The following is a 24,216-nucleotide window of genomic DNA, read 5'->3' on the forward strand; positions in this document are numbered from 1 at the left end:
TGCCATATTCCGAATGGTTGCCGGATATTCGCGGAATTCCAGTAAGGAATGCGCGCGACGGCATTCGGCGGCGCTGGTTCGTCCGGGCGGCCGTACGATGGAGTACCCGGCATCCCCGCGGTGTCCCGTGCTGCCGCCGGGCGCTGGTTCCGCTCGCGTCCCGGCGGCACGGGATCCGGTCGCCCGTTTCCGGCAAGAAGACCGGCGTCGTCTTCGATCAGCGGAACTCCTCGGCTGTCCGGTTCGGTTCCGTCCGGAATACCTTCCGGTATGCGCCCGGCGTAACACCGACGACGTGGCCGAACTGGGAACGGAAATTGCTCGTCGTGGGAAATCCGGTCTGCGCGGCGATCCGGTCGACGGTGTGGTCGGTGGTTTCGAGCAGTTCCTGTGCCTGCCGGATGCGCACCCCGGCCACCCATTGCATGGGACTTTGCCCGGTTTCTTCCTTGAAGCGCCTGGTGAGTGTGCGCACGCTCAGTCCCGCCGCGTCGGCGAGATCGGCGAGCGAGAGGTCCCGGTACGCGTTTTCCTCGATCCACGGCAATACCCGGTCGAGTGCGGTCGGGCGGCGGGGCGCGCGGTTGCGGACGATGTATTGCGCCTGTCCGCCGGGCCGGTGCAAGGGCGCGACAGCGAGGCGGGCGGCGTCGGCCGCGACGACGCTTCCGTAATCGTTCTGGACAATGTGCAGGCACAGATCGATTCCGGCCACGGCTCCGGCGGACGTGAGGATTTTCCCGTTGTCGGTGTAAAGCACGTCGGGATTCACTCGGACCGCCGGGTATCTCCTGGCGAATTCGTCGGCGGCGAGCCAATGCGTGGTCGCGTCCCGGCCGTCGAGCAATCCCGCCTCGGCGAGGGTGAACGCCCCGACGCAGATCGACGCGATGCGCGTACCGCGGTCCGCGGCCGCGCGCAATGCGTCCAGGACGGCTGGCGGGGTCGGCGCCAGCGGGTTGTTCCGCCCGGGCACCACGATGAGGTCGACGCGCTGGAGGGCGTCGAGGCCCTCGTCGACCGCCAGTCGCAACGGGCCCGCGGTGACCTCGTGCTCCGGACCGGCCACCAGCGTCCGGTACCCCGGCCGGCCGTCGGGGAGGCGCACGCGGCCGAAGGTCTCGATCGGCGTGGCCAGATCGAAGGCAATCGCGTCCGGCAGGGCGAGCACCGCTGTGGTGTACATCCCTGCAGAATAAGCCATCTGTGCGGTGGCCAGATCTGAGTGGAAGCTGTCCAGATAGCCACTGTGGAGATCATCGCGGATGCCTTTCGATGGAGGAAAGCGTCCAGCGAAAGGAACCACTCATGCTTCGGGCCCAGTTCGTTCTCTTCGACGGGTTCGACCCGCTCGACGTCGTCGCGCCGTTCGAGGTGCTCACGGCGGGAAGCGGCTTTCTCGGGGGCAAGCTCGCCGTCGAACTCGTGAGCGCGGACGGCCCCGGCGTCGTGGGCTCCGGCAATCCCGGGCTCACTCTGACCGCGACCGCCGCGTTGGACCCGGACGCACCCGGCTACGTCCTGGTCCCCGGAGCCGCTGGCCCGGTGGACGGCGATCCCGACGCGGGCGTCGAAACCATCCCGGTCCTTCTGTCGCACTTCGCGTCGAGCGACGCCATGCCGTTGCTGCGTCGCGCGTTCGACAATCCGGACTGCACGATCGCGACCGTATGCGGGGGTTCGCTCGCGTTGGCGATGGCGGGATTGCTCGAAGGCCGCACCGCGACGACGCACGCGCTCGGCATCGACCTGCTCGACGCGACCGGCGTGCACACCGTCCGTGCCCGCGTCGTGGACGACGGCGACCTGATCAGCGGCGGTGGCGTTACTTCCGGGCTCGATGTGGCTCTGTACGTGCTGGAGCGGGATTTCGGCTCGCACACCGCGCACGCCGTCGAAGAGCTTTTCGAATACGAACGGCGCGGCACCACCTGGAAAGCGTCGCACTGAAGGGAAACAGATGAACACCATTGCCGGCACCTGGCTGCTGCGGATGAAAACCCCGATCGGCACCATGGAAGCCACTTATACCTTCGAAGAAACGGACGGCGTGCTCCGCGGCAGCGCGAGCGGATTCGGGGAAACTACTCCGCTTACCGATCTCGAGGCCGAGGGAAACCGGTTTAGCTGGCGGCAGCGCATCACCCGGCCGATGCGCCTCAACCTCGACTATTCCGTCGTAGTCGACGGCGATTCCCTCTCCGGCGAATCCCGTGCCGGACGGCTCCCGCGCACGAGCGTGACCGGTGAACGGATCTCCGCGTGAACGCTTTCCTGCTTTCCGTGCACGTACTGGCCGCCATCCTCGCCATCGGCCCGGTCGCCGTCGCCGCGAGCATGTTCCCGAGCGCGGCCCGGCTCGCCTCCGACGACCCGAAGAAGGCCGCGACGGTGCAGATTCTCCATCGCACGACTCGGGTATACGCGGTGCTCGGGGCGCTGGTCCCGGTCTTCGGCCTCGCGACTGGCGCCCGGATCGGCGTGCTGGGAAATGCCTGGCTGATCGTCTCGCTGGTGCTGACGGTCGCCGCCGCCGGAATTTTGGTCGGAGTGGTTCTGCCGGGACAGAAACGCATTGTCGATGCACTCGGTTCGGACCGGCCGGCGCCGGTTCGCCTGGCAATGCCGACCGGCATCTTCAACCTGCTTTGGGCGGCGGTGGTCGTGTTGATGATCTACCGCCCCGGCTCGACGACGGGAGTGGGATTGTGAGCCCGCGAAGGATTCTGGAAATCATCGGTGCGGTGGAGCTGGTGACGCTGGTGCTGATGCTGGGAAACCTCGTCACTGTGCATCAGCCGGAGGTTTCCCAGGTGCTGGGTCCGGTGCACGGATTGGCTTACACGGCAACGGTGCTCGCCGCGGTGCTGGTCATGGACGGCCGCCATCGGGTGTGGCTGCTGGCGTTGCTTCCGGGGATCGGCGGGCTTCTTTCCGCTCGGGCCGCTTCGTCGCGGAGAACTCCCTCGGCGGGAGGCGCCTAACTCGGATCCCGGAGATCAGGCATGTCTCTGAGCTGTCTCCGTGACGTGATCCCGAGTTTCCGAAAGATATTCCGCAGGTGCGCATCCACCGTCCGCGGACTGAGGAACAACCGGGTAGCCACCTCCTTGGAAGTCGCCCCGGCAGCGACCTCGCGCGCGATGTGCATTTCTTGCATCGTCAGCCGGTCATAGGTATGCGCCGAACGGCTGCGCGCCACTTCCCCGGTCGCGCGCAGCTCGTCGGCGGCCCGTCGGGCGAAGGCTTCCAGTCCGATGTTCGACAACTGCTCATGCGCCGCACGCAACTGCGCACGGGCGTCTCGGCGACGACCCGCGCGGCGCAGCCATTCCCCGTACCGCAAGTGCGCTCGCGCAGTCTGCACGGAAAGCGGGCTGTCGGCGAGATACGAGAGCGCCGCGACGTAGTCATCCTCCGCGTCGTTGACCATCGCCCGCGCCCCAGCCGCGACGCCGAGCGCGAAGTCGGTGCCCGCCGGTTCCGCGCGCTCGGCCAGCGCGTCCAGCGCGGACCGGGCGACGGCGTCCTCCCCGCACCGCACGGCGGCCTCGATTTGCTCGGGCAGCGCGATGCCGGTGAGGAAGAGATCGCCGCTCGCGACCGCGTGCGTCGCGGACTCCAGGGCGGCGGGGTAGTCGCCGAGGCCGTTGTGCAGCACGGCCATCGCCCAGTGCGCGTTCGCGGTCAGCTGGCCGGTCTGCCGACTCGTCGCCTCGGCGAACAGGTCGAACACCTCCTGCCGGCGTCCGCGGATCGCCGCCAGGTGCATCCGGGGATAGAGCTGCGGAGGGTCGCCGAGGGCGTCGGCGATGGCTTCTTCCTCGGCGATCGCGGCCATCGCCTGGCCGAAGTTCCCGGCGAACACCGCGGAGAGCGCGGCCTGCGACAGCCCGAGCCGGACGGTCATCGGCGAGCCGGTCGTCTGTCCCGTCCGCGTCAGCCAGTCGACGATCGTCCGGTGCAGGTCGAGATCCCACAGTTCGCCCGCGAGCACGGTGGCCAGTGCGGGGGTACGGGTCCAGTCGTCGCCGGCGAGGGCTTGCCGGATCGCCGGGATCCCGGCACGGTGCCCTTCGGCGGTCAAGCGCACGAGCGCGGTGAGCAGGTCCGGCGGTCCGGCCGTGGGAGCCGCGGCGAGCACCCGGTCCAGCACGCCCGCGGCCCTCCCGACGACGAGCCCCATCTCCAGCGCCGCGACCAAGAACTCGCGCGACCGTTCCCGATCGGTGGCGGGGAGCTGCTGCGCGGCCCGCAGGATGATTTCCGCGCCGCGAACCGCCCCGTCCGCGCCCTGGACGAAGGCGATCTGCCCGCGCAGGAGTTCGGCGGAGGCGCGTTGGGGGATCGCCAACGTCGAGGTGTCGATGCTGGTCAGGAGGCCCGCTGCGGCTTCCGCACGGCCGGCTGCGAGGGTCGCTTGGGCGGCGGCGAGAGTGCGCTCGACCTTCTTGCCGTGGCCGAGCGACAGCGCGGCGGCCCGTTCGAGGAACGCGGCGGCGGCCGCTACGCCGCCCCGGGCTTGCGCGCGGGACGCCGACGTCTCCAGCTCCGCCGCGACCTCCTCGTCCGGCCCGGCGGTGGCCTGCGCACGGTGCCAAGCGCGCCGGTCTTCAGCCGTGTCGGGGTCGGTCGAGTCGGCCAGCGCCCGATGGGCCGCCCGCCGCTGTGGTGGCTCAGCCGCGCGATAAGCGGCCGAGCGCGCGAGCGGATGACAGAACCGCGCGCGGGTGTCGAACTGGATCAGCCCGGACGCCTCCGCCGCGGCGCTCGCGGCGGACACGTCGAGGTTCAGCCGCCGGGCGGCCGCCCAGAGCAGGGCCGGGTCGCCGGTGGGGTCGGCGCTGGCGAGAACCAGCAGTTCCCGCGCGTCCGGGGGCAGGTCCGCCATGCGAGAGAGGAAACTCCGCTCGATCCGGCTCGCGACCGGCGACGGCGTCGGCAGCGCGAAACCGCCTGCTTTCGGCAGCTCGATCAGGGCCAGCGGATTGCCGCGCGCCTCGGCGAGCAGGCGATCGCGCACCCGCTCGTCCAGCGTCCCGGTCTTCTCCCGCGCCAGCAGGTCGCGGGCGTGCGCGTCGCTCAGCCCGCGGATGGCCAGCCCGGGCAGTTCGTCGAGCCCGGGGACCGGCTCCTGGTCGCGGGCGGCGAACACCATCGCGATCGGTTCGGCCGCGATGCGCCTGGCGAGGAACGTCAACGCGCGCGCCGAGGCGGCGTCCAGCCAGTGCGCGTCGTCGATCAGGCAGAGCAGCGGACGCTCCGCCGCGGCTGAGGCGAGCAGTTCGAGGGCGGCGAGGCCGACGCGGAACGGGTCCGGCGCGCCCTCTGCCAGGCCTAACGCGACCAGGAGGGAGTCGCGGTAGGGCGTCGCGAGGGAGTCGAGATGCGTCAGCACGGGAACGCACAGCTGGTGCAGCGCGGCGAACGGCAGCTCGCCCTCGAACTCCGAACCGGACGCGCGGATGCGCTGGAACCGGTCCGCCGCCTGCTCGACGTGGTCCAGCAGCGCGCTCTTGCCGATGCCCGGCTCGCCACGCAGGACGAGCACCCCGCCCTCGCCTTGTTCCGCTGCCCGGACCAGCGCGAGGAGGCGCTCGATCTCGTCGTGCCGGCCGAGGAGGGAGGACGTCGTGGGCATGGTCCGAACCTTAGGACAGCCCTAGGCAGGCGAAGTAGGCGATTGTCACCGACGCGAGCGAGCGGGCTTCCCGGCGATGGTGGGGCAGGCCAGCCGAGGAAAGGAAGTTCCACAATGGACACTGTGCTCGTCACCGGCGCGACCGGAACCGTCGGGTCCGCGCTGATTCCCGCTCTGCAAGCCCGCGGCAGCACCGTCCGCGCGATGACGCGGGGCCGCCCGCTCGACGGGGTGGAGACCGTGGTCGCCGACCTGCGGGACCCGGCCTCGATCGCCGTGGCGCTGAAGGGGGTCGACGCGGTCTTCCTCAACAGCCCGTCCGCGCCGGACGCCGCCGAGCTGCAGATCCAGTTCGCGAACCTGGCGCGCGACGCCGGGGTCGGCCGGCTCGTGCTGCTCTCCCAGTACGCCGCCCGCGCCGATTCGCCGGTGCGGTTCCTGCGCTGGCACGCCGAAGTCGAGGCGCACGTCGAGAAGCTCGGGCTCGACTACACCGTGCTCCGCCCCAACCTCTACCTGCAGGCGCTGCTCAACTTCTCCGCCACCGTCGCGCAAGGCTTCCTCGCCGCGCCCATCGGCGACGCGCCCGTCAGCGCGATCGACACCAGAGATATCTCAGCCGCCGCCGCTGCGGTACTGACCACCACCGGGCACTCCGGCCGCACCTATACCCTCACCGGCCCGCGCGCGGTGACCCACGCCCAGATCGCCGAAGCACTCTCCTCCGCCACCGGACGGGACATCGTCTTCCGCGACGCGCCCGCCGACCAGTTCGCCGCCGCGCTGACCGGGCTGCTCCCGTCGTGGCAGATCAGCGGCCTGGTCGAGGACTACGCGCACTATTCCCGGGGCGAGGCCGCCGAGGTGCACGACTCGGTCGCTGACCTCACCGGACGCCCGGCCCGTGACCTCACCGATTTCGCCCACGACTACGCCGCCGCGTTCGCGGCCTTCTGAAAGGCAATTCCGATGATTTACCACAGCATCCGGTTCGCGCTCAAGCCTGAGGTCACGCCGGAGGAAAAGGCCGCTGTCGTCGCGAAAATGCACGAGCTGTTCGCGGCGATCCCGGCCGTCAGGACACGGATCGTCGGCGCCGATTTCGGCGGCAAGTACGAGCTGGGCACCGTATTGGTGATCGAGGACATCGAGGGGTACGCGGAGTACCTGAACCATCCCGCGCACTTGGAACTGGACCGGGTCGGGCTTCCGCTGGTGCGGGAGTTCGTGTCGTCCGACATCACCGACGACCCGGACCCGGAGATCGGCGCCAAGATCGCCGAGGTGCACCGGAGCCGGTTCGAGAACGTGCCGGACATCGCGGACCTCATCTCCGGCCTCGCCGAGTACACCGGCAGCGCGGCACCGGGGAAACACGGCAACTGACAGACAACGGGCGCGGTCTCTTCCGGGAACCGCGCCCCGCCGCGGTTAATTCGGTCGCGTGCCGCCCGGCTCGGTGCGTATGCTGCGGTCAGTTGCTGCCGTTCATCGGAGAGGTGCCTTGATCTTCTGAGGTGTATGGACACCGCGATCCCGGGTTTCTTCCGCCCGTCGCGCGCGTCTGGCCTCGGATGACGGCAATCCGTCCCGTACCTGGGTGTGCCCGCGCGGTGTCTCCGCGTTCTTGTCCATCGCGAACGGGGAGGTACGCCTGTGTCTTCGTCCATTTTGTGCTCGGACCTCAGCTTCGCCTGGCCGGACGGCGACGTTGTCTTCGACCGGTTCTCGCTGGCGATCGGCGAGGGCCGCACCGGCTTGATCGGCCGGAACGGGTCCGGGAAATCCACCCTTCTCCGCCTGGTCGCCGGCGAACTGCGTCCGGCGGCCGGCTCGATCAGCGTGTCCGGCGAACTCGGCTACCTGCCGCAGAACCTGGCCCTCGCCGCCGAACGCCGCGTCGACCAGGTGCTCGGCCTGGCCGACGTCCGAGCGGCACTCGACGCGATCGAACGCGGGGAAGCCGACGAACGCCATTTCGCGACCGTCGGCGAGCAGTGGGACGTCGAGGAACGCACCCGCGCGATCCTCGACCAGTTCGGCCTCGCGCACGTCGCCCTCGACGTCCGGGCGGGAGAGCTGTCCGGCGGCGAACTGATCCTGCTCGGCCTCGCCGCGCAGTTTCTGCGGCAGCCGGACGTGCTCGTGCTCGACGAACCGACCAACAACCTGGACCTGCGGGCCCGGCGGCTGGTCGGCGAGGCGGTCCGGGCGTGGAAAGGAGTGCTGGTGCTGGTATCTCACGACCGTGAGCTGCTGCGCCACGTCGACCGGATCGGAGAGCTCCGGTCCGGGGAGATGACCTTCTATGGCGGCAATCTGGAGGATTACGAGGCGGCGGTGGCCGTCCAGCAGGAAGCGGCCGCGCGGATGCTGCGGGCCGCGGAGTCGGATCTGAAACGGCAGAAGCGGGAGCTGATCGAGGCGCGGACGAAACTGGATCGGCGGGCCCGGTACGGCCGGAAGCAGTGGGAAAACAAGCGCGAGCCCAAGGTGCGGATGCGCAAACGGCAGGAGGACGCGGAAATCGCCGCGGGCAAGCACCGCACGCTGCACCTCGACAAGGTGGCGGAGGCGAAGGACCGGGTGAAGGAGGCGGAGGAAGCGGTTCGCGCCGATGCCGAGATCCGGATCGATCTTCCGGACACCTCGGTGCCGTCCGGAAAAGAAGTGCTCACCCTGTCCGATGTGGAGCTTCGGAACGGCCTCGCGGTGAACCTCGCGCTGCGCGGACCGGAACGGATCGCGCTGGTGGGACCGAACGGTTCCGGCAAGACCACGCTGCTGGAGACGATCGCCGGGGCGATCGAGCCGCGCTCCGGAGCGGTCCAGGTCCCGGTGCCGGTGCGCTGGCTGCCGCAACGGCTAGACCTCCTGGACGACACGGTGTCGGCGGCGCAGAACGTGGCGCGGGCGGCCCCCTCCGCGTCGGACAACGAGATCCGTGCCCACCTCGCCCGGTTCTTGCTGCGCGGCGGCCGAGCCGACCAGCCAGCCGGAAGCCTTTCCGGCGGCGAACGTTTCCGGGCGACATTGGCGACGCTGCTCCTGGCCGAACCGGCACCGCAATTGCTGCTGCTGGACGAACCGACGAACAACCTGGACCTCGCCAGTGTCCGGCAGCTGTCACAGGCGCTGAAGTCGTACGCGGGCGCGCTGATCGTGGTCAGCCACGACCTCCCGTTCCTGCACACGATCGGTGCGACGAGATGGGTGCGGCTCGGCTCGGCGGTGGAGGAGGTCGAGGCGGGGTAGGGGTCGTCCGCGGGGTGCTCAGCCGTCGCTCCGGATCTCGTGCACCGGGCGGCGGCTCCGGCTAGCAGGATTAGGCCGGTCATTCCGCGCCGCATTGTTCGGCGACAGTGGTGTGGTGTTGCCGTCGCTGGACTTCGGCGGCCAGCCGAGCGGTTCCCGGGCGAACAGTGTTCGTTCAACGAACGGCCAGGATAGGGTGGGCGCGTGGACCCCAAGGAACGGCGTGCGGCACGGCATCAGCCGCCGAAACCCGGAGCCAGCCCGAAACCCCGGCGGCGCACGGTGCCGATCACCGTCGAGCAGGTTGTCGACGCCGCGCTGGGGATCATCGCCGCCGAGGGGTATGAGGCGTTGTCCATGCGCCGCGTGGCCGACGCCCTCAACACTGGCCCCGCCTCGCTTTACGCGCACGTGGTCAACAAAACCGACCTCGACGAGCTGCTCATCGCGCGGTTGAGCGCGAAAATCGTCGTGCCGAAGCCGGAGGCGGCGAAATGGCGTGCGCAGATTCGCGAGGTGTGCGTCCAGTTGCGCGACCTGTATCTGGCCTACCCCGGGATCTCCGGCGCCGCGTTCGCGGTGGCGCCCACCGACCTCGACACCGCGCGGCTCACCGAGGGAATGCTGGCCATCCTGCGGAACGGCGGCGTCCCGGCCCAGGCCGCGGCTTGGGGCGTGGATTCGCTGCTGCTCTACGTGGCCGCCTACTGTCTCGAGACGTCGATCGTGCGTCGGCGGGTGGCGGAAAAGGATGCCGTCTGGGTGGTCGGCCGAGACGAGATGCGGCGGCGGCTCGCGTCGCTGCCCGCCGAGGAATTTCCGTACACCGCGAGTCATGCCGCTCAGCTGACGGCCGGCGAGGGCCATGACCGGTTCGACTTCACCCTCGAGGTGATGCTCGACGGTCTGGCCCGCCGATAAGCGATCCTCCACTGCTGGGGTCAGCGTTCTTGCCACCCGGCGCTCAGCCGAAATCCCGTCATTCCGCCCCTGCCGGAGCGCCTCGCGCGTTGACAAGAACGCTGTTCGTTGGTAGAACAGTGTTCGTTCAAGTCCTGGCGGGTCCCGATTTCCCGTGCCTGGCCTCTTCGCCCCTCCCCGAGAAGGGAGCACCTCGTGAAATCGGTCCGGTTCAGCCGCTTCGGCGGCCCGGAAGTTCTCGAACTCGTCGACGTGCCGGATCCGCATCCGGGCCCCGGCGAGGTCCGGATCTCCGTGCGCGCCGCGGGAATCAACGCCAGCGACTGGAAGAAGCGCCAGGGCCTGATGGACCAGGAACTCCCGCAGACCATGGGGTACGAAGCGGCGGGCGTCGTGGACGAACTCGGCGAGGGCGTCACGGATGTCCTGCGCGGAGACCGCGTGTTCGGGTTCGCTGCTTCCGGTGGCGCACAAGCGGAATTGACCGTGCTGTCCTGCTACGCGCCCATCCCGCCGTCGCTCAGCTTCGCCGCAGCAGCCGCACTGCCCGCTGCGGCTGAGACCGCTGCGCGTGCGCTCGATCAGCTCGGTGTCGAAAGCGGCGCGACTCTGCTCATCAACGGTGCTTCCGGCAGCGTCGGCAGTGCTGCGGTTCAGCTCGCCGTGGCTCGCGGCACCCTGGTGATCGGCACGGGAAGCCTTGCCACCCATGACTTTCTGCGCTCGCTCGGTGCGGAACCTGTTGCGTACGGACCGGGGATGTCAGACCGCGTCCGTGCGCTCGCACCCGACGGTGTCGACCGGGCGCTGGACGTCGCCGGAAGCGGGATTCTGCCGGAGCTGATTCAGCTCGCGGGCGGCCCGGAGCACGTCCTCACCGTCGCCGATTTCGCCGGTGCCGAGCAGTACGGCGTGCGGTTCAGCCGCGGCGACGGCGGACACGCGTTGTACGTGCTAGCTCAACTCGGCGAGCTGATCGAAGTCGGGAAGTTCACCCTGCCAGTCGGACAGACCTTCCCGCTGGCCGACGTCGCGGAAGCGCACCGGGTCGGCGAATCGGGCCGTGTACGCGGAAAGCTCGTCCTTCTGCCCGGTTGACGGGCCCGCACTCCAGCGAGAGAACTTCATGAATCCTGACCTTTCGCCGACGACGCCAAGGAACGCGGTCGCGCGTTCGGCGTATGCGGCGCGATCTCCGGCGCGGGCGGGGCAGTGGGATTGCTGCTGGGCGGCGTCCTCACGCAGGGCCTGTCGTGGCGGTGGTGCCTCTACGCGAACCTGATCATCGCGGCGATCGCGTTCGCCGGTGCTCGCGCGCGTTGTGCTCATCGCCGCCTTTGTGGCTATCGAACGCTGCGCCGCCCCATCCGCTGGTGCTGCGGGTGATCCTCGATCGGGTCCGCGGCGCGGCGTACCTGCCCCGGCGTCACCGGGACTGGGGTGCCTGCGGCCTTCCTCGCCTCCTATCCCGCGAACACGCTGGGCGTTAGCTCGCTACGGGCGTTCCTGTCGGTAGTCGATCTGGTCCTGGCGGGCACTGTGTTCTCCGGCTTGATCCTTATGTCGTACCGAACCCTCCCGGAATCTGCCTGTTTTGTCCGAGTGTTCGTGGACATTCAGGCGGCCGTCGTTCCGGTCAGCGGGAGCCGCTTCGCGCAGACTCCCAGCGCCAGGGTCCCGTCGCCGATTTTCTCCGGTTCACCTCGTGACAGCGGCCGGTCACGGATGGTTCACTATGTTAGGAAGTTTTCCTAATGAAGGCTGGAGGTCGCCCGGTCATGTCATCCTCCCGTAGGCGTTTCGCGGTGGTCGGCGCCGCTCTGGCGCTCGCCGTGCCGCTCGCGGTCAATTCCGCGCACGCGGAAACCGCCGCCGCCACCGCCAAGTCCTATACGGCCGCGCAGGTGCTGGCCGGTGTGAAGAAGAACAGCACGGACGCGAACAAGGTCAACTCCAAACCGCACATCAACACCATGACGCGGGCCAAGGACGTCAACGTCTACCAGGTCGCCAAGGGCGTCTACGCCTACGGTTCCGGGCTGGCCGTCGACACCGACGGCAGCGACCCCGACCCCGATCCCGACCACCAGGGCACGACGACTTTCAAGGACAGCAACGGAAAATACCTCGGCGCGCACCACGTGCCGTTCTACGTCCTCGGCGACGACTGCTACGACAAGAAGAGCCCGTGCCCGCATTTCTTCTACAAGGAACACGGCATCAGCGGCCGGCAGTTCGCGTTGATGTTCTACAAGAGCAAGGTCATCGGCGCGATCTTCGGCGACACGCAGACGGCCAACGGCCAGGACACCTCGGACAACGACTCGCGCGAATTGGGCGAGGCGTCGGTGAAGGCGGCTTCGCTGCTCGGCATCAACAGCAGCGGCACTGACGGCGGCGTGGACAACGGCGTGACCGTGGTGATCTTCTCCGGCTCGGACTGGGTCGTGAACGGGACGAACTCCACTCTGAACGCCAACGCTCAGGGCATGGTCAACAAGGCGCTGGACAGTCTCGGCGCGAGCATGGGAATCTAGTTCCCGGAAAGTATTTATCTGACCAACGAATGCGGTCACTGCCGAAGCCGGCGGTGACCGCATTCGGCGTTTCCGGGGTTCGCCGGGTGCGGCCAGCTCGCCGGGGCATCGCGCAATTTCCGCACCGGCAGGCGCGGCGGAGAGATCGTCTCTCGGCCTGCTCCGGGCTTGGCGCAGGCAGCGCGGCCGGAGCCGAAGACGACGCCGCCGGCCTCGGCTGACACACCCGCCGCGAGCAATTCGATCACCCCTCGATTGTGTCGCACAACAATATTCTTTGGCACCTCCCACAATCGCCCGGCAAGCGCGCAGGAAAACGCATGTCTGGAGATTATTCCGGTTTGACGGCCCTTTCCCGCTCCAGTACACCAGACCTCGAACTCGTCCGGTCCGGAGGTTTTCGGGCCGGGAATAGCCCGAGAAAGGAACGGCGTCGTGGCCAAAGCGGTGGGCATCGACCTGGGGACGACCAACTCGGTCATCGCGGTGCTGGAGGGCGGCCAGCCCGAGGTGATCGCCAATGCGGACGGCGCGCGGACGACCCCGTCGGTGGTCGCCTACACCGATTCCGGCGAGCGGCTGGTCGGGCAGCTCGCGCGGCGGCAGGCGATCATGAATCCGAAGGGCACGATCTCGTCGGCGAAGCGGTTCATCGGCCGCCGGTTCGACGAGGTGGCCAGCGAGATCGACGCGGTTTCCTACGACGTCGTGCCGGGGCCGGACGACGCGGTGCGGTTCGACGTGCACGGCAAGAAATACGCGCCGGAGGAGGTTTCGGCGCTGGTGCTGCGCAAGCTCGTGGACGACGCGTCGAAGTTCCTGGGGGAGAAGGTCACCGAGGCCGTCATCACGGTTCCGGCCTACTTCAACGACGCGCAGCGGCAGGCGACGAAGGACGCGGGCCGCATCGCCGGGCTCGAAGTGCTGCGGATCATCAACGAGCCGACCGCAGCGGCGCTGGCTTACGGGCTGGACAAGAAGCAGCACGAGACGGTGCTGGTGTTCGACCTCGGCGGCGGCACGTTCGACGTCAGCGTGCTGGACATCGGCGACGGCGTGGTCGAGGTCCGGTCCACCGCAGGCGACACGCATCTGGGCGGCGACGACTTCGACCGCCGGGTCGTCGACCATCTCGCGGACCAGTTCGAGCGCGAGAACGGCATCGACCTGCGCGCGGATCCGCAGGCGCTGCAGCGGTTGTTCGAGGCCGGGTCCAAGGCGAAGGAAGAGCTGTCTTCGGTCGCCCAGACCACGATCAACCTGCCCTTCATCACCGCGGACGCGTCCGGGCCGAAACACCTGAACACGACGCTGATGCGGTCGACGTTCGACCAGATCACCGCGGACCTCGTCGAGCGCTGCAAGGTGCCGGTGGAGCGCGCGCTGGCCGACGCGAAGCTGACCGCGAACGACATCGACGAGGTGATCCTGGTCGGCGGTTCGACGCGGATCCCGGCGGTGCAGGCGCTGGTGCGGCGGATGACCGGCGGCAAAGACCCGAACATGACGGTCAACCCGGACGAGGTCGTCGCCCTCGGCGCGGCGATCCAGGCGGCCATCATCAAGGGCGAGGCCAAGGACGTCCTGCTGCTGGACGTCACCCCGCTTTCGCTCGGCATCGAGACGATGGGCGGCGTGATGACCAAGGTCATCGAGCGCAACACCACGATCCCGGCCCGGCGCAAGGAAACCTTCTCCACCGCGGAGGACAACCAGGCCGCGGCGGACATCGTCGTGCTGCAGGGCGAGCGCGAGAAGGCCGCGGACAACCGCGTGCTCGGCCGGTTCCGGCTGGAGAACATCCCGCCGGCCCCGCGCGGGGTGCCGCAGATCGAGGTCACCTACGACATCGACGCCAACGGCATTCTCAACGTCTCGGCCAAGGACACCAATTCCGGCCGGGAGCAGACCATCACCATCTCCGAAAGCTCCAATCTGGACTCCGCGGAGGTGGACCGCATGGTCGCCGACGCCGAGGCGCACCGGGCCGAGGACGCCAAGCTGCGCGAGATCGTCGAGGCGCGCAACACTCTGGACAGCGCCGTCTACCAGGTGGAGAAAAGCATCGCCGAACTCGGCGACGCGGTGCCGGTCAACGAAAAGGCGCGCGCGGAGAACCTCGCCGTGGATGCCCGCGACCTCCTCAAGCAGGACGAACCGAGCCTGGAGAAGCTGCGTTCGACGACCTCGGAACTGCAGCAGCTGTTCCACGGTCTGTCCGCGGTCGCGTCCGCCGCCGGCGACTCGCCGGGTGCGCGTTCGGCGGGGAACGACGACGGTGACGACGTCGTCGACGCCGAATTCACCACCTCCTGACCGCCATGGAGAACACGCAGGAGACGGAACCGGAAGACACCCCCGACGTGGCTTGGCTCCAGTCCCGGGTCGCCGAACTGGAGAACAACTGGCGCACCGCGATGGCCGATCTGGACAACCTCCGCAAGCGCACCGTGCGCGACACCTTGCAGGTGCGGCACCAGGAACGCAAACGAGCGGCCAAGGAACTGCTGACCGTGCTCGACAATCTGGACCTGGCCATCGGGCACGCCGAGGCGGACCCCAAAGCCGTCGTCTCCGGGGTCGAAGCGGTGCGCGCGCAGGCGGACCAGGCGATGGCCAACCTCGGTTTCCCCCGGCACGGGGACGACCACGGGACCCCGTTCGATCCGCAGCTGCACGAAGCGGTGTCGGTCGTTCCGGCGGTCGGCGTCGAGCCGGGCACGGTGGTCGAGGTCGTGCGCCCGGGGTACGGCGATGCCGAGAACCAGCTGCGGCCCGCGGCGGTCGTGGTCGCGAAGGCGGATTGATGAGCGACAGCGAGGACTTTTACCAGCTGCTCGGCGTCTCCCGGACGGCGAGCCAGGACGAGATCCAGAAGGCGTATCGCAAACTCGCCCGCAAGTACCACCCGGACGTGAACAAGGATCCGGGGGCGGAGGAGAAGTTCAAAGCCGTCTCCGAGGCATACGACGTGCTGTCCGAACCGGAGAAGCGCAAGCGCTACGACGCGTTCGGCAAGGACTTCCGGCAGGTTCCGCCGGACATGGACCCGGAGACCTACGCCCGGGCCAAGGCGGGCTCCGGAGGATTCTCCGGCTTCCGGAGCGCGGAAGGGGTCGACTTCGAGGACCTCTTCGGCGGCATGTTCGGCGGCGGATTCGGCCGTCAGCGCGGCCCGATTCCGGGTGCCGATCAGGAAGCCGGAATCGAGATCAGCCTGAGCGAGGCCTACCACGGCGGACGGCGTTCGTTCACCCTCGACGGTCCGGAAGGCTCGCGCACGGTGGACGTGCACATCCCGGCCGGGGTGAGCAACGGCAAACGCATCCGGCTGGCCGGGCAAGGCGGTTACGGCAGCGGCGAAGGCGCGCCGCGCGGCGACCTGTACCTGGTGGTGCATCTGGTGCCGGACAAGCGTTATCAGGTCGACGGCCGGGACGTCACGGTGGATCTTCCGTTGCTGCCCTCGGAAGCGGCGCTGGGCGCGACCGTCGCGATGGATCTCCCCGGCGGCGGCGAGGCGAAGCTGAAGATCGCGCCGGGAACCTCGAGCGGGCGGAAGCTGCGGTTGCGCGGGCGAGGCATTCCGAACACCCGGGGAAAGCCCGGCGATCTGTACGCCGCGGTCAAGATCGTCGTCCCCAAGGAACTCACCGACGAGCAGCGCAAGCTCTACGAGGACCTGGCCGCGGCGACCGACCACAACCCGAGGAGGCCGGGATGACCTACGCGCTCGTGCGCCGCCGCCCCGCCGCGGCGCATCTGGACCTGCCGACGTTCGCGCACGCGACCGGCCTGCACCCGGAGCTGGTCCGCCGGTTCACCGTGCTGGGCCTGCTGGAACCGGTCGAGGACGCCCGCGGCGACTGGTGGTATCCGGTGGCGCAGGTGGCCGCGGCGGCCCGGATCCAGCGGCTGCGCGCCGGGTTCTCGCTGAACTACGCCGCGGTCGGCCTGGTCGCTGACCTGCTCGACCGCATCGCGGAACTCGAAGCGGACCTCCGTACCCGATCCCGACGCAGCGGAGACTGACCATGGATCCCAACCGGCTCACCCAAAAATCCCAGGAAGCACTGCACGACGCGCAGACCGCTGCGCTGCGGTACGGCCAGCCGGAGGTCGACGGTGAGCACCTGCTGCTCGCGTTGCTCGACCAGCCCGACGGGCTGGCGTCCCGGCTGCTGGACGAGGCGGGCGCGGACCCGGCCCGCCTCCGGCAGGACCTGGAAGCGGAACTCGCCCGGCGTCCCAAGGTGAGCGGACCCGGGGTCGCGCCCGGCGAAACCCGGGTGACCGCCCGCCTGGCCCGGGTGCTCGACGCGGCCGATCGCGAAGCGGGCCGGCTCAAAGACGATTACGTGTCCGTCGAGCACCTCGTCGCGGCGCTGCTGGAGGAAGGCAGCTCCAGCGCGGCGGGACGGCTCTTGCGAGCACAGGGGCTGACGCGGGACAAGTTCCTGGAGGTGCTGCGGAAGGTGCGGGGGAATCAGCGGGTGACGTCGGCGACGCCGGAATCGGCTTACGAGGCTTTGGAAAAGTACGGTCGCGATCTCGTCGCGGACGCGGCGGCGGGGAAGCTGGACCCGGTCATCGGGCGCGACGCGGAGATCCGCCGGGTGATCCAGATCCTTTCGCGCAAAACGAAGAACAACCCGGTGCTGACCGGCGATCCGGGCGTGGGCAAGACCGCGATCGTCGAAGGGCTCGCGCAGCGCATCGACCGCGGCGACGTGCCGGAAGGGCTCAAAGGCAAGACGGTGTTCTCGCTCGACCTCGGCGCGCTGGTCGCGGGCGCGAAGTACCGGGGCGAGTTCGAGGAGCGGTTGAAGGCCGTGCTCACCGAGGTGACCGCGGCCGAGGGCCGGATCCTGCTGTTCGTCGACGAGTTGCACACCGTCGTGGGCGCGGGAGCGACCGAAGGTGCGATGGACGCGGGCAACATGCTCAAACCCATGCTGGCGCGCGGCGAACTGCACATGATCGGCGCGACGACGGCGGACGAGTACCGCAAGTACATCGAGAAGGACGCCGCGCTGGAGCGCCGGTTCCAGCCGGTCCTGGTGGACGAGCCGTCGGTCGAGGACGCGATCTCGATCCTGCGCGGGCTGCGCGAGCGGCTCGAGGTGTTTCACGGCGTGAAGATCCAGGACAGCGCGCTGGTCGCGGCGGTGGTGCTGAGCCATCGCTACATTTCGGACCGGTTCCTGCCGGACAAGGCGATCGACCTGGTGGACGAGGCGTGCGCGATGCTGCGCACGGAGATCGATTCGATGCCCGCCGAGCTGGACGAGCTGAGCCGGCGGCTGACCCGCACCGAGATCGAGGAAGCCGCGCTGGCGAAGGAAACCGACGCGGCGAGCAAGTCCCGGCTGGAGGAGCTGCGCCGGGAGCTGGTCGATCTGCGGGCCGAGGCCGGCGGGATGCGGACCCAATGGGAGGCCGAACGGTCCGCGCTGCACAAGGTGCAGGCGCTGCGGGAGGAGATCGAGCAGGTCAGCCGGGACGCCGACGCGGCCGAGCGGGCCTACGACCTGAACAAGGCCGCCGAATTGCGCCACGGCAAGCTCCCCGAGCTGGAGCGCAGGCTGGAGGGCGAGGAGGAACTGCTCGCGACGCGGCAGGCGGGCACCCGGTTGCTGCGCGAGGTCGTGACCGAGGAGGAGATCGCGGCGGTCGTGTCGCGCTGGACCGGGATTCCGGTCAGCCGGCTGCAGGAGGGCGAGCGGGAGAAGCTGCTGCGCCTGGACGAATTGCTGCACGAGCGGGTGATCGGGCAGGACGAGGCGGTGCGGCTGGTCGCGGACGCGATCATCCGGGCGCGGTCGCGGATCAAGGACCCGCGCCGGCCGATCGGGTCGTTCCTGTTCCTGGGCCCGACCGGGGTCGGCAAGACCGAGCTGGCGAAGGCGCTGGCGGCGGATTTGTTCGACACCGAGGACAACATCGTCCGGATCGACATGAGCGAGTACCAGGAGCGGCACACGGTGTCGCGGCTGGTCGGCGCGCCGCCCGGGTATGTCGGCTACGACGAGGGCGGGCAGCTGACCGAAGCCGTGCGGCGGAAGCCGTATTCGGTGGTGCTGTTCGACGAGATCGAGAAGGCGCACGCAGACGTGTTCAACACGCTGCTGCAGGTGCTCGACGACGGGCGGCTGACCGACGCGCAGGGCCGCACGGTCGATTTCCGCAACACGGTGATCATCATGACGTCCAACATCGGCGCGCATTTCCTGATCGAGGGGGTGAACGACGAGGGCGAGATCACCGAGTCCGCGCGCGAGGAGGTGATGGCGGCGCTGCGCGGGCATTTCCGGCCGGAGTTCCTCAACCGCATCGACGACATCGTGCTGTTCAAACCGTTGACGCTGCCGGAGATCGAACGGGTCGTCGAGCTGATGCTGGGCGAGCTGCGCAAGCGGCTGGCCGAGCAGAACATGACCCTGGAAGTGTCCGACAAAGCGCTGCGGTTCATCGCGGAGCAGGGCTTCGACCCGGTGTACGGCGCGCGGCCGCTGCGGCGGTTCCTCGCCCGCGAGGTCGAGACCCGGATCGGGCGCGCGCTGCTCGGCGGCGAAGCGCACGACAACACGGTCGTCGAGGTCGGCTTGGACGACGGCGTGCTCACCGTGACCTGCCGGGACCGCGAGGCGGCGGCATGAGCCGCGGCGCGGCCTCGCGGGCGGCCCGATGACCAGTGGCGGGATCGCCGAACTCGTCGGCTGGGTCCGTCCGCGGCTGCCGCGGCTGATCGACGGCATCTGCGCGGCGGCGGGCGAGCGGATCGACCTCTACCGGGACGAGACGATCGTGCCGCGCGCCGACCTGCACCGTTCGATCGCGGTCAACATCCGGTTCCTGGTCGACGCGCTCGACGGGCGCGAAGACCCGGACCAGGGCGCGCCGCAGGAGACCGGCAGCCGGCGCGCACACCAGGGCGCGCCGCTGCCGGAAGTGCTGCAGGTGTACCGGATCGGCTGCGCGATGCTGTGGGATCTGCTGGCCGCGCACGCGCGGGAGATCGGCCGCACCGAGGCGCTGGTCGACGCGGCGAGCCTGCTTTGGCAGGTCACCGACGAGCACGCGGTCCGCGTGACCGAGGCGTACCGGGCGGCGAGCGCGGAGCTTCTCGCCGCGCAGCAACGCCGTCGCTCGGCGCTGGCCGAGGCACTGTTCACCGGCCAGCGGCTCTCCGGAGCCGGGCCGTGGGAGGCCGGACGGCTGCTCGGGCTGCCTCCCGACGGGAGACTCGCCGTCGTCGCGGCCGAGACCCGCGGGCTGGCCGAGGAGAGCCTGGTCGGCGTCGAACGGCGGCTCGGACAGCTCGGCATGGTGTCGGCGTGGCAGCTCACCCCAGCGCTGCAAGCCGGTCTGGTGTCGGTGCGCGACGAGCAATACCCCGCGCTGCTCACCGTGCTCGGCGAGGTGGCGTCGACCCGCACCGGGGTCAGCCCGCTGTACCCGTCGCTGGCCGACACCCCGCGTGCGCTTCACCTGGCGCGGACCGCGCTGGCCGGGATTCCGCCGGAACGCGTCGAGGTCCGCGCGTTCGATCCCAGCCCGCTGGCCGCGCTCGTCGCCAACGACCCCGACGAAGGCCAGCGGCTCGGCGACCACGTCTTCGGCCCGGTGCTGGATCTGCCCGCCGACGAACGCGACCTGCTCCTGAAAACCCTCCACACGTACTTCGCCGACGGCGGCTCCACCGAACGCGCCGGACAGACCCTGCACTGCCACGCCAACACCGTCCGCTACCGGCTGCGGCGGATCCGCGAACTCACCGACCGGACGCTCACCGATCCTCGCGATCTGGCCGAGCTTGTCGCCGCGATGCACGCGCTGCGCATCGACACTCTCAAAGGGATGGACCATGACTGACGCACCCCAGATCACCGCGAAAACCCTCGGTACCCCCAGCGGCGGGCTGTTCGACAACCCGTGGCCGCCGGACTTCCCGGCCGCCGGACAGCGCGTCGCGATCTTCGCCTACGAGGTGACCCGGGTCGACGGCACCGGCCAGGACGACATCCGCACGTACCACGTCGGTCCCGCCGAAACCGCCGCCCGCGGCCCGATCGGATCGAGCCGCGACGAGCCGCAGGGCATCACCGTGGCCTGGCGCGGCTGCGGCACCGGAACGGTCACTTCGGTGTCCGCGCCGCTGGGCCGCGAACGCACCTGCGAGGTCGCCCCGGACGAGACGGATCTTCTATGACCGCGGGGTGGAATGCCGGAGCTCTGGTGATTTTCGGGATCACCGGCGATCTCGCGGCGAAGATGACCCTTCCCGCGCTCTACCGGCTGGAACAGCGCGGCGAACTGCGCTGTCCCGTCATCGGCACCGCCACCGCGCGCCTGTCGCGGGCGGAGTTCACCGAATTGGCCCGCCGGTCCCTCGAGAAGGCCGTCAACGACTTCGACCCGGCGGTGTTCGCCCGCCTGGCTCGGCGGTTGTCCTACCTGAGCGGGGGTGCCGCTGATCCGGAGCTGTACGAGGGACTCGCCGAACGCCTGGCCGCCACCGGCCGCCCTCTCTACTACCTGGCGTTGCCGCCGTCGCTGTTCGCCCCCGTCGTCGAGCGGCTGGCCGCCGCGGGCCTGCTGGCTGACGCTCGCGTAGCACTGGAGAAGCCCTTCGGCACCGACCTGGCTTCCGCGCAGGAACTACGCCGTCGCCTGGACGCAGTCCTGGACGAGCGGCAGCTGTTGCTGGTCGACCACTTCCTCGGCAAGGAACCGGTCACCGAGATCGAATACCTGCGGTTCGCCAACCACGTGCTCGCGCGACTGTGGGACCGCGACAGCGTGGCCGCCATCCAGATCACGATGGCGGAGAAACTGGACGTGGCCGGGCGCGGACGGTTCTACGATCAGGTCGGGGCGCTGCGCGACGTCGTGCAAAACCATCTGCTGCAACTGCTGGCGCTGGTGGCGATGGACGCGCCGGTCGGGTCGAGCGTGGCGGATCTGCGCGCGAAGAAACTCGAAGTGTTCCGGGCGATCCCGGCCGTCGAGCCGGGCGACTGCGTGCGGGGCCAATACGAGGGCTACCACGGCGTGCCCGGGGTGGCCGCCGGGTCGGACACCGAAACGTACGTCGCGCTGAAGCTGGCGATCGACGACTGGCGCTGGGCCGGGGTGCCGATCTTCCTGCGCGCGGGCAAATGCCTTCCCGCGAGCGCCACCGAGGTCCGGCTGATCTTCGAAGACACGCCGCGGCTGCGCTTCCTGCCGGACGCCGCGCGGGTCGAGGCCAACCAGCTGGTGGTGCGGATCTCGCCGGACCCGGCGTTCCGGCTCCGGCTGTCCGGATTGGACAGTGCGGAGCAATGGCGGCCGGTGCGCCTGGACACCACCTTCGAACGGGACCTGGGCACCCCGCGCTCGCCCTACGAACGCCTGCTCGCCGACGCCCTGTCCGGCGACGACCGGCTGTTCGCCTGGCAGGACGCGGTGGAGGAGAGCTGGCGGATCCTGCGGCCGGCACTGGCTTATCCCCGTCCGGCCCGGTCGTACGCGCCGGGAACGTGGGGGCCTTCCGCCGCGGACGAGCTGGTGGACGGATGCCCGGCCTGGCAACCGCCCTGGCTGCCTTCGCCGGCGTGAACCTCACTCGACATACCACTCGGGGAGCGGAGCGGGCCGCAGGTCGGTCGGATCGCCGGGACGCGCCAGCGTCAGCACCGCCCGCTGGATTTCCGGGCGGTCGTTGAGCGCGTCCTGCACCTCGTTCAGCCGGGCCGCGACCGCGGATTCGGGTGCGTCGCCCGTCAGGTCGACCGCGGCGACCAGGAAAATCTTGTCCGCGCCCACCCATTCCATGTGCAGGAAACTGACCCGCTCGACCGCGTCGTGCTCCAGCAGGATCCGCAACGCGCGATTGCGGGCCAATGGAGTGACCTTCTCCCCGGTGAGGAAGTCCATGTTGCGCATGATGAGGAAAATCGCGACCGCTCCGAGCAGGATTCCCACCAGGATAGAGCCGAGCGCGTCCCAGCGAGCGTCGCCGGTCAGCTGGTGGGCCAGAATGCTCGACCCGGCGATGAGCAGTCCGATGAGCGCCGAAAGGTCCTCGGCGAACACCGCCCGCAGCACCGGGTTGGACGTGACGCGCACGTACCGCAGGGGCCGGAGCTTGCGGGTCAGCGCGCCGCGCCGGGTCTGGCGCAGCGCCTGGGCGAACGAGGTTCCCTCGAGTACGAAGGAGATTCCCAGCACCGCGTAAGCCCAGGCGTACGAGGACGTTTCCTCCGGCGCGCGCAGCGACTGGATCCCGTGCCAGACCGAGACCGCCGCGCCGACGGTGAAAAGGCCGAACGCGGCGAACATCGACCACACGTACCCGCCCCGGCCGTAGCCGAGCGGATGGGTCTCGTCCGGGCTCTTGCCCGCCTTGCGTTCGCCGACGAGCAGGAACACCTCGTTGCCGGTGTCCGCCCAGGAATGCGCCGCCTCGGCCAGCATCGCCGCCGAACCGGTGACCGCCGCCACCGCGGTTTTCGCCGCCGCGATCAGCACATTGGAACTCAACGCGACGAGAACGGTCGTCAGGCTCTCGCCCGCCTGGCTGGGCCGCGATGCGGTCATGCTCGGTCCTTAGTGGGTGACGATTCCGGCGACAAGATTGATCGTGGCGGCCAGGATCACCGTGCCGAACACGTACGACAGCAGCGTGTGCCGCAGCACGACGGCGCGGATCGTCGAACTGGACACGCTGGTGTCGGACACCTGGTAAGTCATGCCGAGGTTGTAGCTGAAGTAGAAGAAATCGCGATACGCGGGCGGATTGCCGGAATTGAAGTCGATCCCGGCGGACGATTCCGCGTAGTACAGGTCCGCGTAACGCGTCGCGTACATGAGATGCAAAGCCGCCCACACGGAAAACACGCCGCCGAGCGCGACGGCCGCGGTCGCGGGTCCGGCCGACTGTCCGGAGACCAGCAACACCACGATGCCGGCCAATCCGCACAGCGCGGCGGTGACCACGATCATTTCTTCAACCGCCGGACGAAGGTCCTCGCGACGCGCGTATCGGCGGGTCCGGTCTGCCGCCATGGGCCACAACGCGAGCCAGCCGGAGACGACGAACACGGCCGCGGCCGCGGCGATGGCCACCATCCAGCCGAAGGTGATCCGGTACTGCCGAGCCCGAATCGGCCCCTCTCGCCAGGGCTACGCCTCAGCCGACGACGTCGCGCAAGATGTGCTGCTCGCGGTGTTCACCGCGCTCCCATCTTACCGGGACGAAGGCAAGAGCTTTCTCTCCTTCATGTTCGGCATCGCAGCCCACAAGATCGCGGACTTTCACCGAAAACAGCGCCGCGAGCCATCCACGGCCGTCGCCGACGTCCCCGAGCGAGCGGATCCCGGCAACGGCCCCGAACAGGCGCTGTTGCAGGCAGAGATGCGGCAGATGGTGCGAGAGCTCATCGGCACGTTGCCGGAGAAACATCAGGACATCCTCGTGCACCGCATCATGGGGGAAATGACCTCGGAGGAGACCGCCGAACTCCTGTCGTCCACGCCCGGCGCAGTGCGCGTTGCCCAGCACCGTGCGCTCAACAGCCTCCGCCGACGGGTGACCCGGCAGCGATGACCAAGGACCACCCCGTCCCCGCCGACGCCAGCGAGATCCTTCGTGAGCGAGGCTTGATAGCCGACCACGGGAGCGATTGTCTGGATCCGCCCAACGACCCCACCTGTGAACACGCCTGCTCGCTGGCAGGAGCCGTCGAGAACCGACGCACCCACCGCCGAAGCTGCGCGCGACCCCGACGCCGGTGTTGCCGCGTGTGCGCGAGGATCGACACCATGCGGCGTTCCGGCGCCAGATTCTGCATGTCGCGCATCCCCTCAACCTGCGAC

Annotated in this window: 24 protein-coding genes and 1 pseudogene; 20 read left to right on the plus strand and 5 right to left on the minus strand. The window is 69.3% G+C overall.

Annotated elements, in window-relative coordinates:
• Nucleotides 1-217 precede the first annotated feature (217 nt).
• Nucleotides 218-1,186: a GlxA family transcriptional regulator gene (locus L942_RS14865; RefSeq protein ID WP_037360251.1), complete on the minus strand. Its 969-nt coding sequence runs from the start codon at nt 1,184-1,186 to the stop codon at nt 218-220.
• Between the two features lie 122 nt (nt 1,187-1,308).
• Here L942_RS14865 and L942_RS14870 point away from each other — a divergent pair, with 122 nt between their 5' ends.
• Genes L942_RS14870 through L942_RS14885 form a run of 4 tightly spaced genes read left to right on the plus strand, consistent with a single transcriptional unit; the run spans nt 1,309 to nt 2,984 of the window.
• Nucleotides 1,309-1,950: a DJ-1/PfpI family protein gene (locus L942_RS14870; RefSeq protein ID WP_037360253.1), complete on the plus strand. Its 642-nt coding sequence runs from the start codon at nt 1,309-1,311 to the stop codon at nt 1,948-1,950.
• Between the two features lie 10 nt (nt 1,951-1,960).
• The gene (locus L942_RS14875) at nt 1,961-2,266 is read left to right on the plus strand and encodes a hypothetical protein (RefSeq protein WP_037360257.1); all 306 of its coding nucleotides are present in this window, start codon (nt 1,961-1,963) and stop codon (nt 2,264-2,266) included.
• Complete coding sequence (locus L942_RS14880; protein WP_037360260.1) at nt 2,263-2,712, plus strand: membrane protein; 450 nt, start codon at nt 2,263-2,265, stop codon at nt 2,710-2,712. Before L942_RS14875 ends, L942_RS14880 begins: the two co-directional genes overlap by 4 nt.
• Nucleotides 2,709-2,984, plus strand: a complete 276-nt coding sequence (locus L942_RS14885) for a hypothetical protein (RefSeq protein ID WP_037360262.1) — start codon at nt 2,709-2,711, stop codon at nt 2,982-2,984. Before L942_RS14880 ends, L942_RS14885 begins: the two co-directional genes overlap by 4 nt.
• Here the strand turns inward: L942_RS14885 and L942_RS14890 are convergent.
• Entirely contained in the window at nt 2,981-5,641 is a 2,661-nt protein-coding gene (locus L942_RS14890; protein ID WP_037360265.1) for an AAA family ATPase, read from the minus strand. The genes L942_RS14885 and L942_RS14890 overlap by 4 nt on opposite strands.
• A gap of 114 nt (nt 5,642-5,755) precedes the next feature.
• Here L942_RS14890 and L942_RS14895 point away from each other — a divergent pair, with 114 nt between their 5' ends.
• From L942_RS14895 to L942_RS14925, 7 genes and pseudogenes are all read left to right on the plus strand, one after another.
• Nucleotides 5,756-6,598: an SDR family oxidoreductase gene (locus L942_RS14895; RefSeq protein WP_037360268.1), complete on the plus strand. Its 843-nt coding sequence runs from the start codon at nt 5,756-5,758 to the stop codon at nt 6,596-6,598.
• Between the two features lie 12 nt (nt 6,599-6,610).
• The gene (locus tag L942_RS14900; protein WP_037360271.1) at nt 6,611-7,027 is read left to right on the plus strand and encodes a Dabb family protein; all 417 of its coding nucleotides are present in this window, start codon (nt 6,611-6,613) and stop codon (nt 7,025-7,027) included.
• Between the two features lie 270 nt (nt 7,028-7,297).
• A complete protein-coding gene (locus L942_RS14905) occupies nt 7,298-8,896 on the plus strand; it encodes an ABC-F family ATP-binding cassette domain-containing protein (RefSeq protein WP_037360274.1) in 1,599 nt (532 codons plus the stop codon).
• Between the two features lie 204 nt (nt 8,897-9,100).
• Complete coding sequence (locus L942_RS14910) at nt 9,101-9,817, plus strand: TetR/AcrR family transcriptional regulator (RefSeq protein ID WP_037360276.1); 717 nt, start codon at nt 9,101-9,103, stop codon at nt 9,815-9,817.
• Nucleotides 9,818-10,012: 195 nt separating this feature from the next.
• Nucleotides 10,013-10,915 (plus strand): NADP-dependent oxidoreductase, encoded by a 903-nt coding sequence (locus tag L942_RS14915; protein WP_037360279.1) that lies wholly within the window; start codon nt 10,013-10,015, stop codon nt 10,913-10,915.
• Nucleotides 10,916-10,984: 69 nt separating this feature from the next.
• A pseudogene (locus L942_RS45390) lies at nt 10,985-11,203 on the plus strand (hypothetical protein); the annotation flags it as partial.
• A gap of 392 nt (nt 11,204-11,595) precedes the next feature.
• Nucleotides 11,596-12,354 carry a glycoside hydrolase family 75 protein gene (locus L942_RS14925; RefSeq protein WP_235079134.1) on the plus strand — a complete coding sequence of 253 codons (759 nt, stop codon included), beginning with the start codon at nt 11,596-11,598 and terminating at the stop codon, nt 12,352-12,354.
• Between the two features lie 35 nt (nt 12,355-12,389).
• Here the strand turns inward: L942_RS14925 and L942_RS14930 are convergent, their stop codons facing one another.
• Nucleotides 12,390-12,602: a hypothetical protein gene (locus L942_RS14930; RefSeq protein WP_037360287.1), complete on the minus strand. Its 213-nt coding sequence runs from the start codon at nt 12,600-12,602 to the stop codon at nt 12,390-12,392.
• 187 nt (nt 12,603-12,789) lie between these two features.
• Here L942_RS14930 and dnaK point away from each other — a divergent pair, with 187 nt between their 5' ends.
• From dnaK to L942_RS14970, 8 genes are read left to right on the plus strand one after another with little or no spacing between them, the layout of a single operon-like run.
• Nucleotides 12,790-14,670: a molecular chaperone DnaK gene (dnaK, locus tag L942_RS14935; protein WP_037360289.1), complete on the plus strand. Its 1,881-nt coding sequence runs from the start codon at nt 12,790-12,792 to the stop codon at nt 14,668-14,670.
• A gap of 5 nt (nt 14,671-14,675) precedes the next feature.
• On the plus strand, nt 14,676-15,161 hold the full coding sequence (locus L942_RS14940) for a nucleotide exchange factor GrpE (protein WP_081655070.1): 486 nt from the start codon (nt 14,676-14,678) through the stop codon (nt 15,159-15,161).
• Nucleotides 15,161-16,078 (plus strand): DnaJ C-terminal domain-containing protein, encoded by a 918-nt coding sequence (locus L942_RS14945; protein WP_037360292.1) that lies wholly within the window; start codon nt 15,161-15,163, stop codon nt 16,076-16,078. The genes L942_RS14940 and L942_RS14945 overlap by 1 nt, the downstream gene beginning before the upstream one ends.
• On the plus strand, nt 16,075-16,386 hold the full coding sequence (locus L942_RS14950) for a chaperone modulator CbpM (RefSeq protein WP_051165970.1): 312 nt from the start codon (nt 16,075-16,077) through the stop codon (nt 16,384-16,386). Before L942_RS14945 ends, L942_RS14950 begins: the two co-directional genes overlap by 4 nt.
• A 2-nt stretch (nt 16,387-16,388) precedes the next feature.
• Nucleotides 16,389-19,013, plus strand: coding sequence for an ATP-dependent chaperone ClpB (gene clpB / locus L942_RS14955; protein ID WP_037360294.1), 2,625 nt, complete (start codon nt 16,389-16,391; stop codon nt 19,011-19,013).
• 28 nt (nt 19,014-19,041) lie between these two features.
• Nucleotides 19,042-20,229, plus strand: a complete 1,188-nt coding sequence (locus tag L942_RS14960; RefSeq protein WP_037360296.1) for a PucR family transcriptional regulator — start codon at nt 19,042-19,044, stop codon at nt 20,227-20,229.
• The gene (locus L942_RS14965; RefSeq protein ID WP_037360298.1) at nt 20,222-20,566 is read left to right on the plus strand and encodes a hypothetical protein; all 345 of its coding nucleotides are present in this window, start codon (nt 20,222-20,224) and stop codon (nt 20,564-20,566) included. Before L942_RS14960 ends, L942_RS14965 begins: the two co-directional genes overlap by 8 nt.
• Nucleotides 20,563-21,957 (plus strand): glucose-6-phosphate dehydrogenase, encoded by a 1,395-nt coding sequence (locus tag L942_RS14970; RefSeq protein WP_037360301.1) that lies wholly within the window; start codon nt 20,563-20,565, stop codon nt 21,955-21,957. Before L942_RS14965 ends, L942_RS14970 begins: the two co-directional genes overlap by 4 nt.
• A gap of 3 nt (nt 21,958-21,960) precedes the next feature.
• Here L942_RS14970 and L942_RS14975 read toward each other — a convergent pair whose 3' ends face one another.
• Together L942_RS14975 and L942_RS14980 are read right to left on the minus strand one after the other, a co-directional pair.
• Nucleotides 21,961-22,938 (minus strand): cation diffusion facilitator family transporter, encoded by a 978-nt coding sequence (locus L942_RS14975; protein WP_037360305.1) that lies wholly within the window; start codon nt 22,936-22,938, stop codon nt 21,961-21,963.
• Between the two features lie 9 nt (nt 22,939-22,947).
• Nucleotides 22,948-23,469: a DUF1345 domain-containing protein gene (locus tag L942_RS14980; RefSeq protein ID WP_081655071.1), complete on the minus strand. Its 522-nt coding sequence runs from the start codon at nt 23,467-23,469 to the stop codon at nt 22,948-22,950.
• On the opposite strand from L942_RS14980, the gene shbA reads away from it, so the two are divergent.
• Nucleotides 23,459-23,947, plus strand: a complete 489-nt coding sequence (gene shbA, locus L942_RS14985) for an RNA polymerase sigma factor ShbA (RefSeq protein ID WP_037360309.1) — start codon at nt 23,459-23,461, stop codon at nt 23,945-23,947. The two genes, L942_RS14980 and shbA, sit on opposite strands and share 11 nt — an antisense overlap.
• The last annotated feature ends 269 nt before the right edge of the window (nt 23,948-24,216 follow it).

This window comes from Amycolatopsis orientalis DSM 43388, assembly GCF_000411975.1.
Taxonomy (GTDB): Bacteria; Actinomycetota; Actinomycetes; order Mycobacteriales; family Pseudonocardiaceae; genus Amycolatopsis; species Amycolatopsis orientalis_D.

Coding starts and splice junctions, on each gene's coding strand:
- L942_RS14865 (WP_037360251.1), bottom strand. CDS start 1,186: ATGTACACCACAGCGGTGCTCGCCCTGCCGGACGCGATTGCCTTCGAT.
- L942_RS14870 (WP_037360253.1), top strand. CDS start 1,309: ATGCTTCGGGCCCAGTTCGTTCTCTTCGACGGGTTCGACCCGCTCGAC.
- L942_RS14875 (WP_037360257.1), top strand. CDS start 1,961: ATGAACACCATTGCCGGCACCTGGCTGCTGCGGATGAAAACCCCGATC.
- L942_RS14890 (WP_037360265.1), bottom strand. CDS start 5,641: ATGCCCACGACGTCCTCCCTCCTCGGCCGGCACGACGAGATCGAGCGC.
- L942_RS14895 (WP_037360268.1), top strand. CDS start 5,756: ATGGACACTGTGCTCGTCACCGGCGCGACCGGAACCGTCGGGTCCGCG.
- L942_RS14900 (WP_037360271.1), top strand. CDS start 6,611: ATGATTTACCACAGCATCCGGTTCGCGCTCAAGCCTGAGGTCACGCCG.
- L942_RS14925 (WP_235079134.1), top strand. CDS start 11,596: ATGTCATCCTCCCGTAGGCGTTTCGCGGTGGTCGGCGCCGCTCTGGCG.
- L942_RS14940 (WP_081655070.1), top strand. CDS start 14,676: ATGGAGAACACGCAGGAGACGGAACCGGAAGACACCCCCGACGTGGCT.
- L942_RS14945 (WP_037360292.1), top strand. CDS start 15,161: ATGAGCGACAGCGAGGACTTTTACCAGCTGCTCGGCGTCTCCCGGACG.
- L942_RS14950 (WP_051165970.1), top strand. CDS start 16,075: ATGACCTACGCGCTCGTGCGCCGCCGCCCCGCCGCGGCGCATCTGGAC.
- clpB (WP_037360294.1), top strand. CDS start 16,389: ATGGATCCCAACCGGCTCACCCAAAAATCCCAGGAAGCACTGCACGAC.
- L942_RS14960 (WP_037360296.1), top strand. CDS start 19,042: ATGACCAGTGGCGGGATCGCCGAACTCGTCGGCTGGGTCCGTCCGCGG.
- L942_RS14965 (WP_037360298.1), top strand. CDS start 20,222: ATGACTGACGCACCCCAGATCACCGCGAAAACCCTCGGTACCCCCAGC.
- L942_RS14970 (WP_037360301.1), top strand. CDS start 20,563: ATGACCGCGGGGTGGAATGCCGGAGCTCTGGTGATTTTCGGGATCACC.
- L942_RS14975 (WP_037360305.1), bottom strand. CDS start 22,938: ATGACCGCATCGCGGCCCAGCCAGGCGGGCGAGAGCCTGACGACCGTT.
- shbA (WP_037360309.1), top strand. CDS start 23,459: ATGGCCACCATCCAGCCGAAGGTGATCCGGTACTGCCGAGCCCGAATC.
- L942_RS14980 (WP_081655071.1), bottom strand. CDS start 23,469: ATGGTGGCCATCGCCGCGGCCGCGGCCGTGTTCGTCGTCTCCGGCTGG.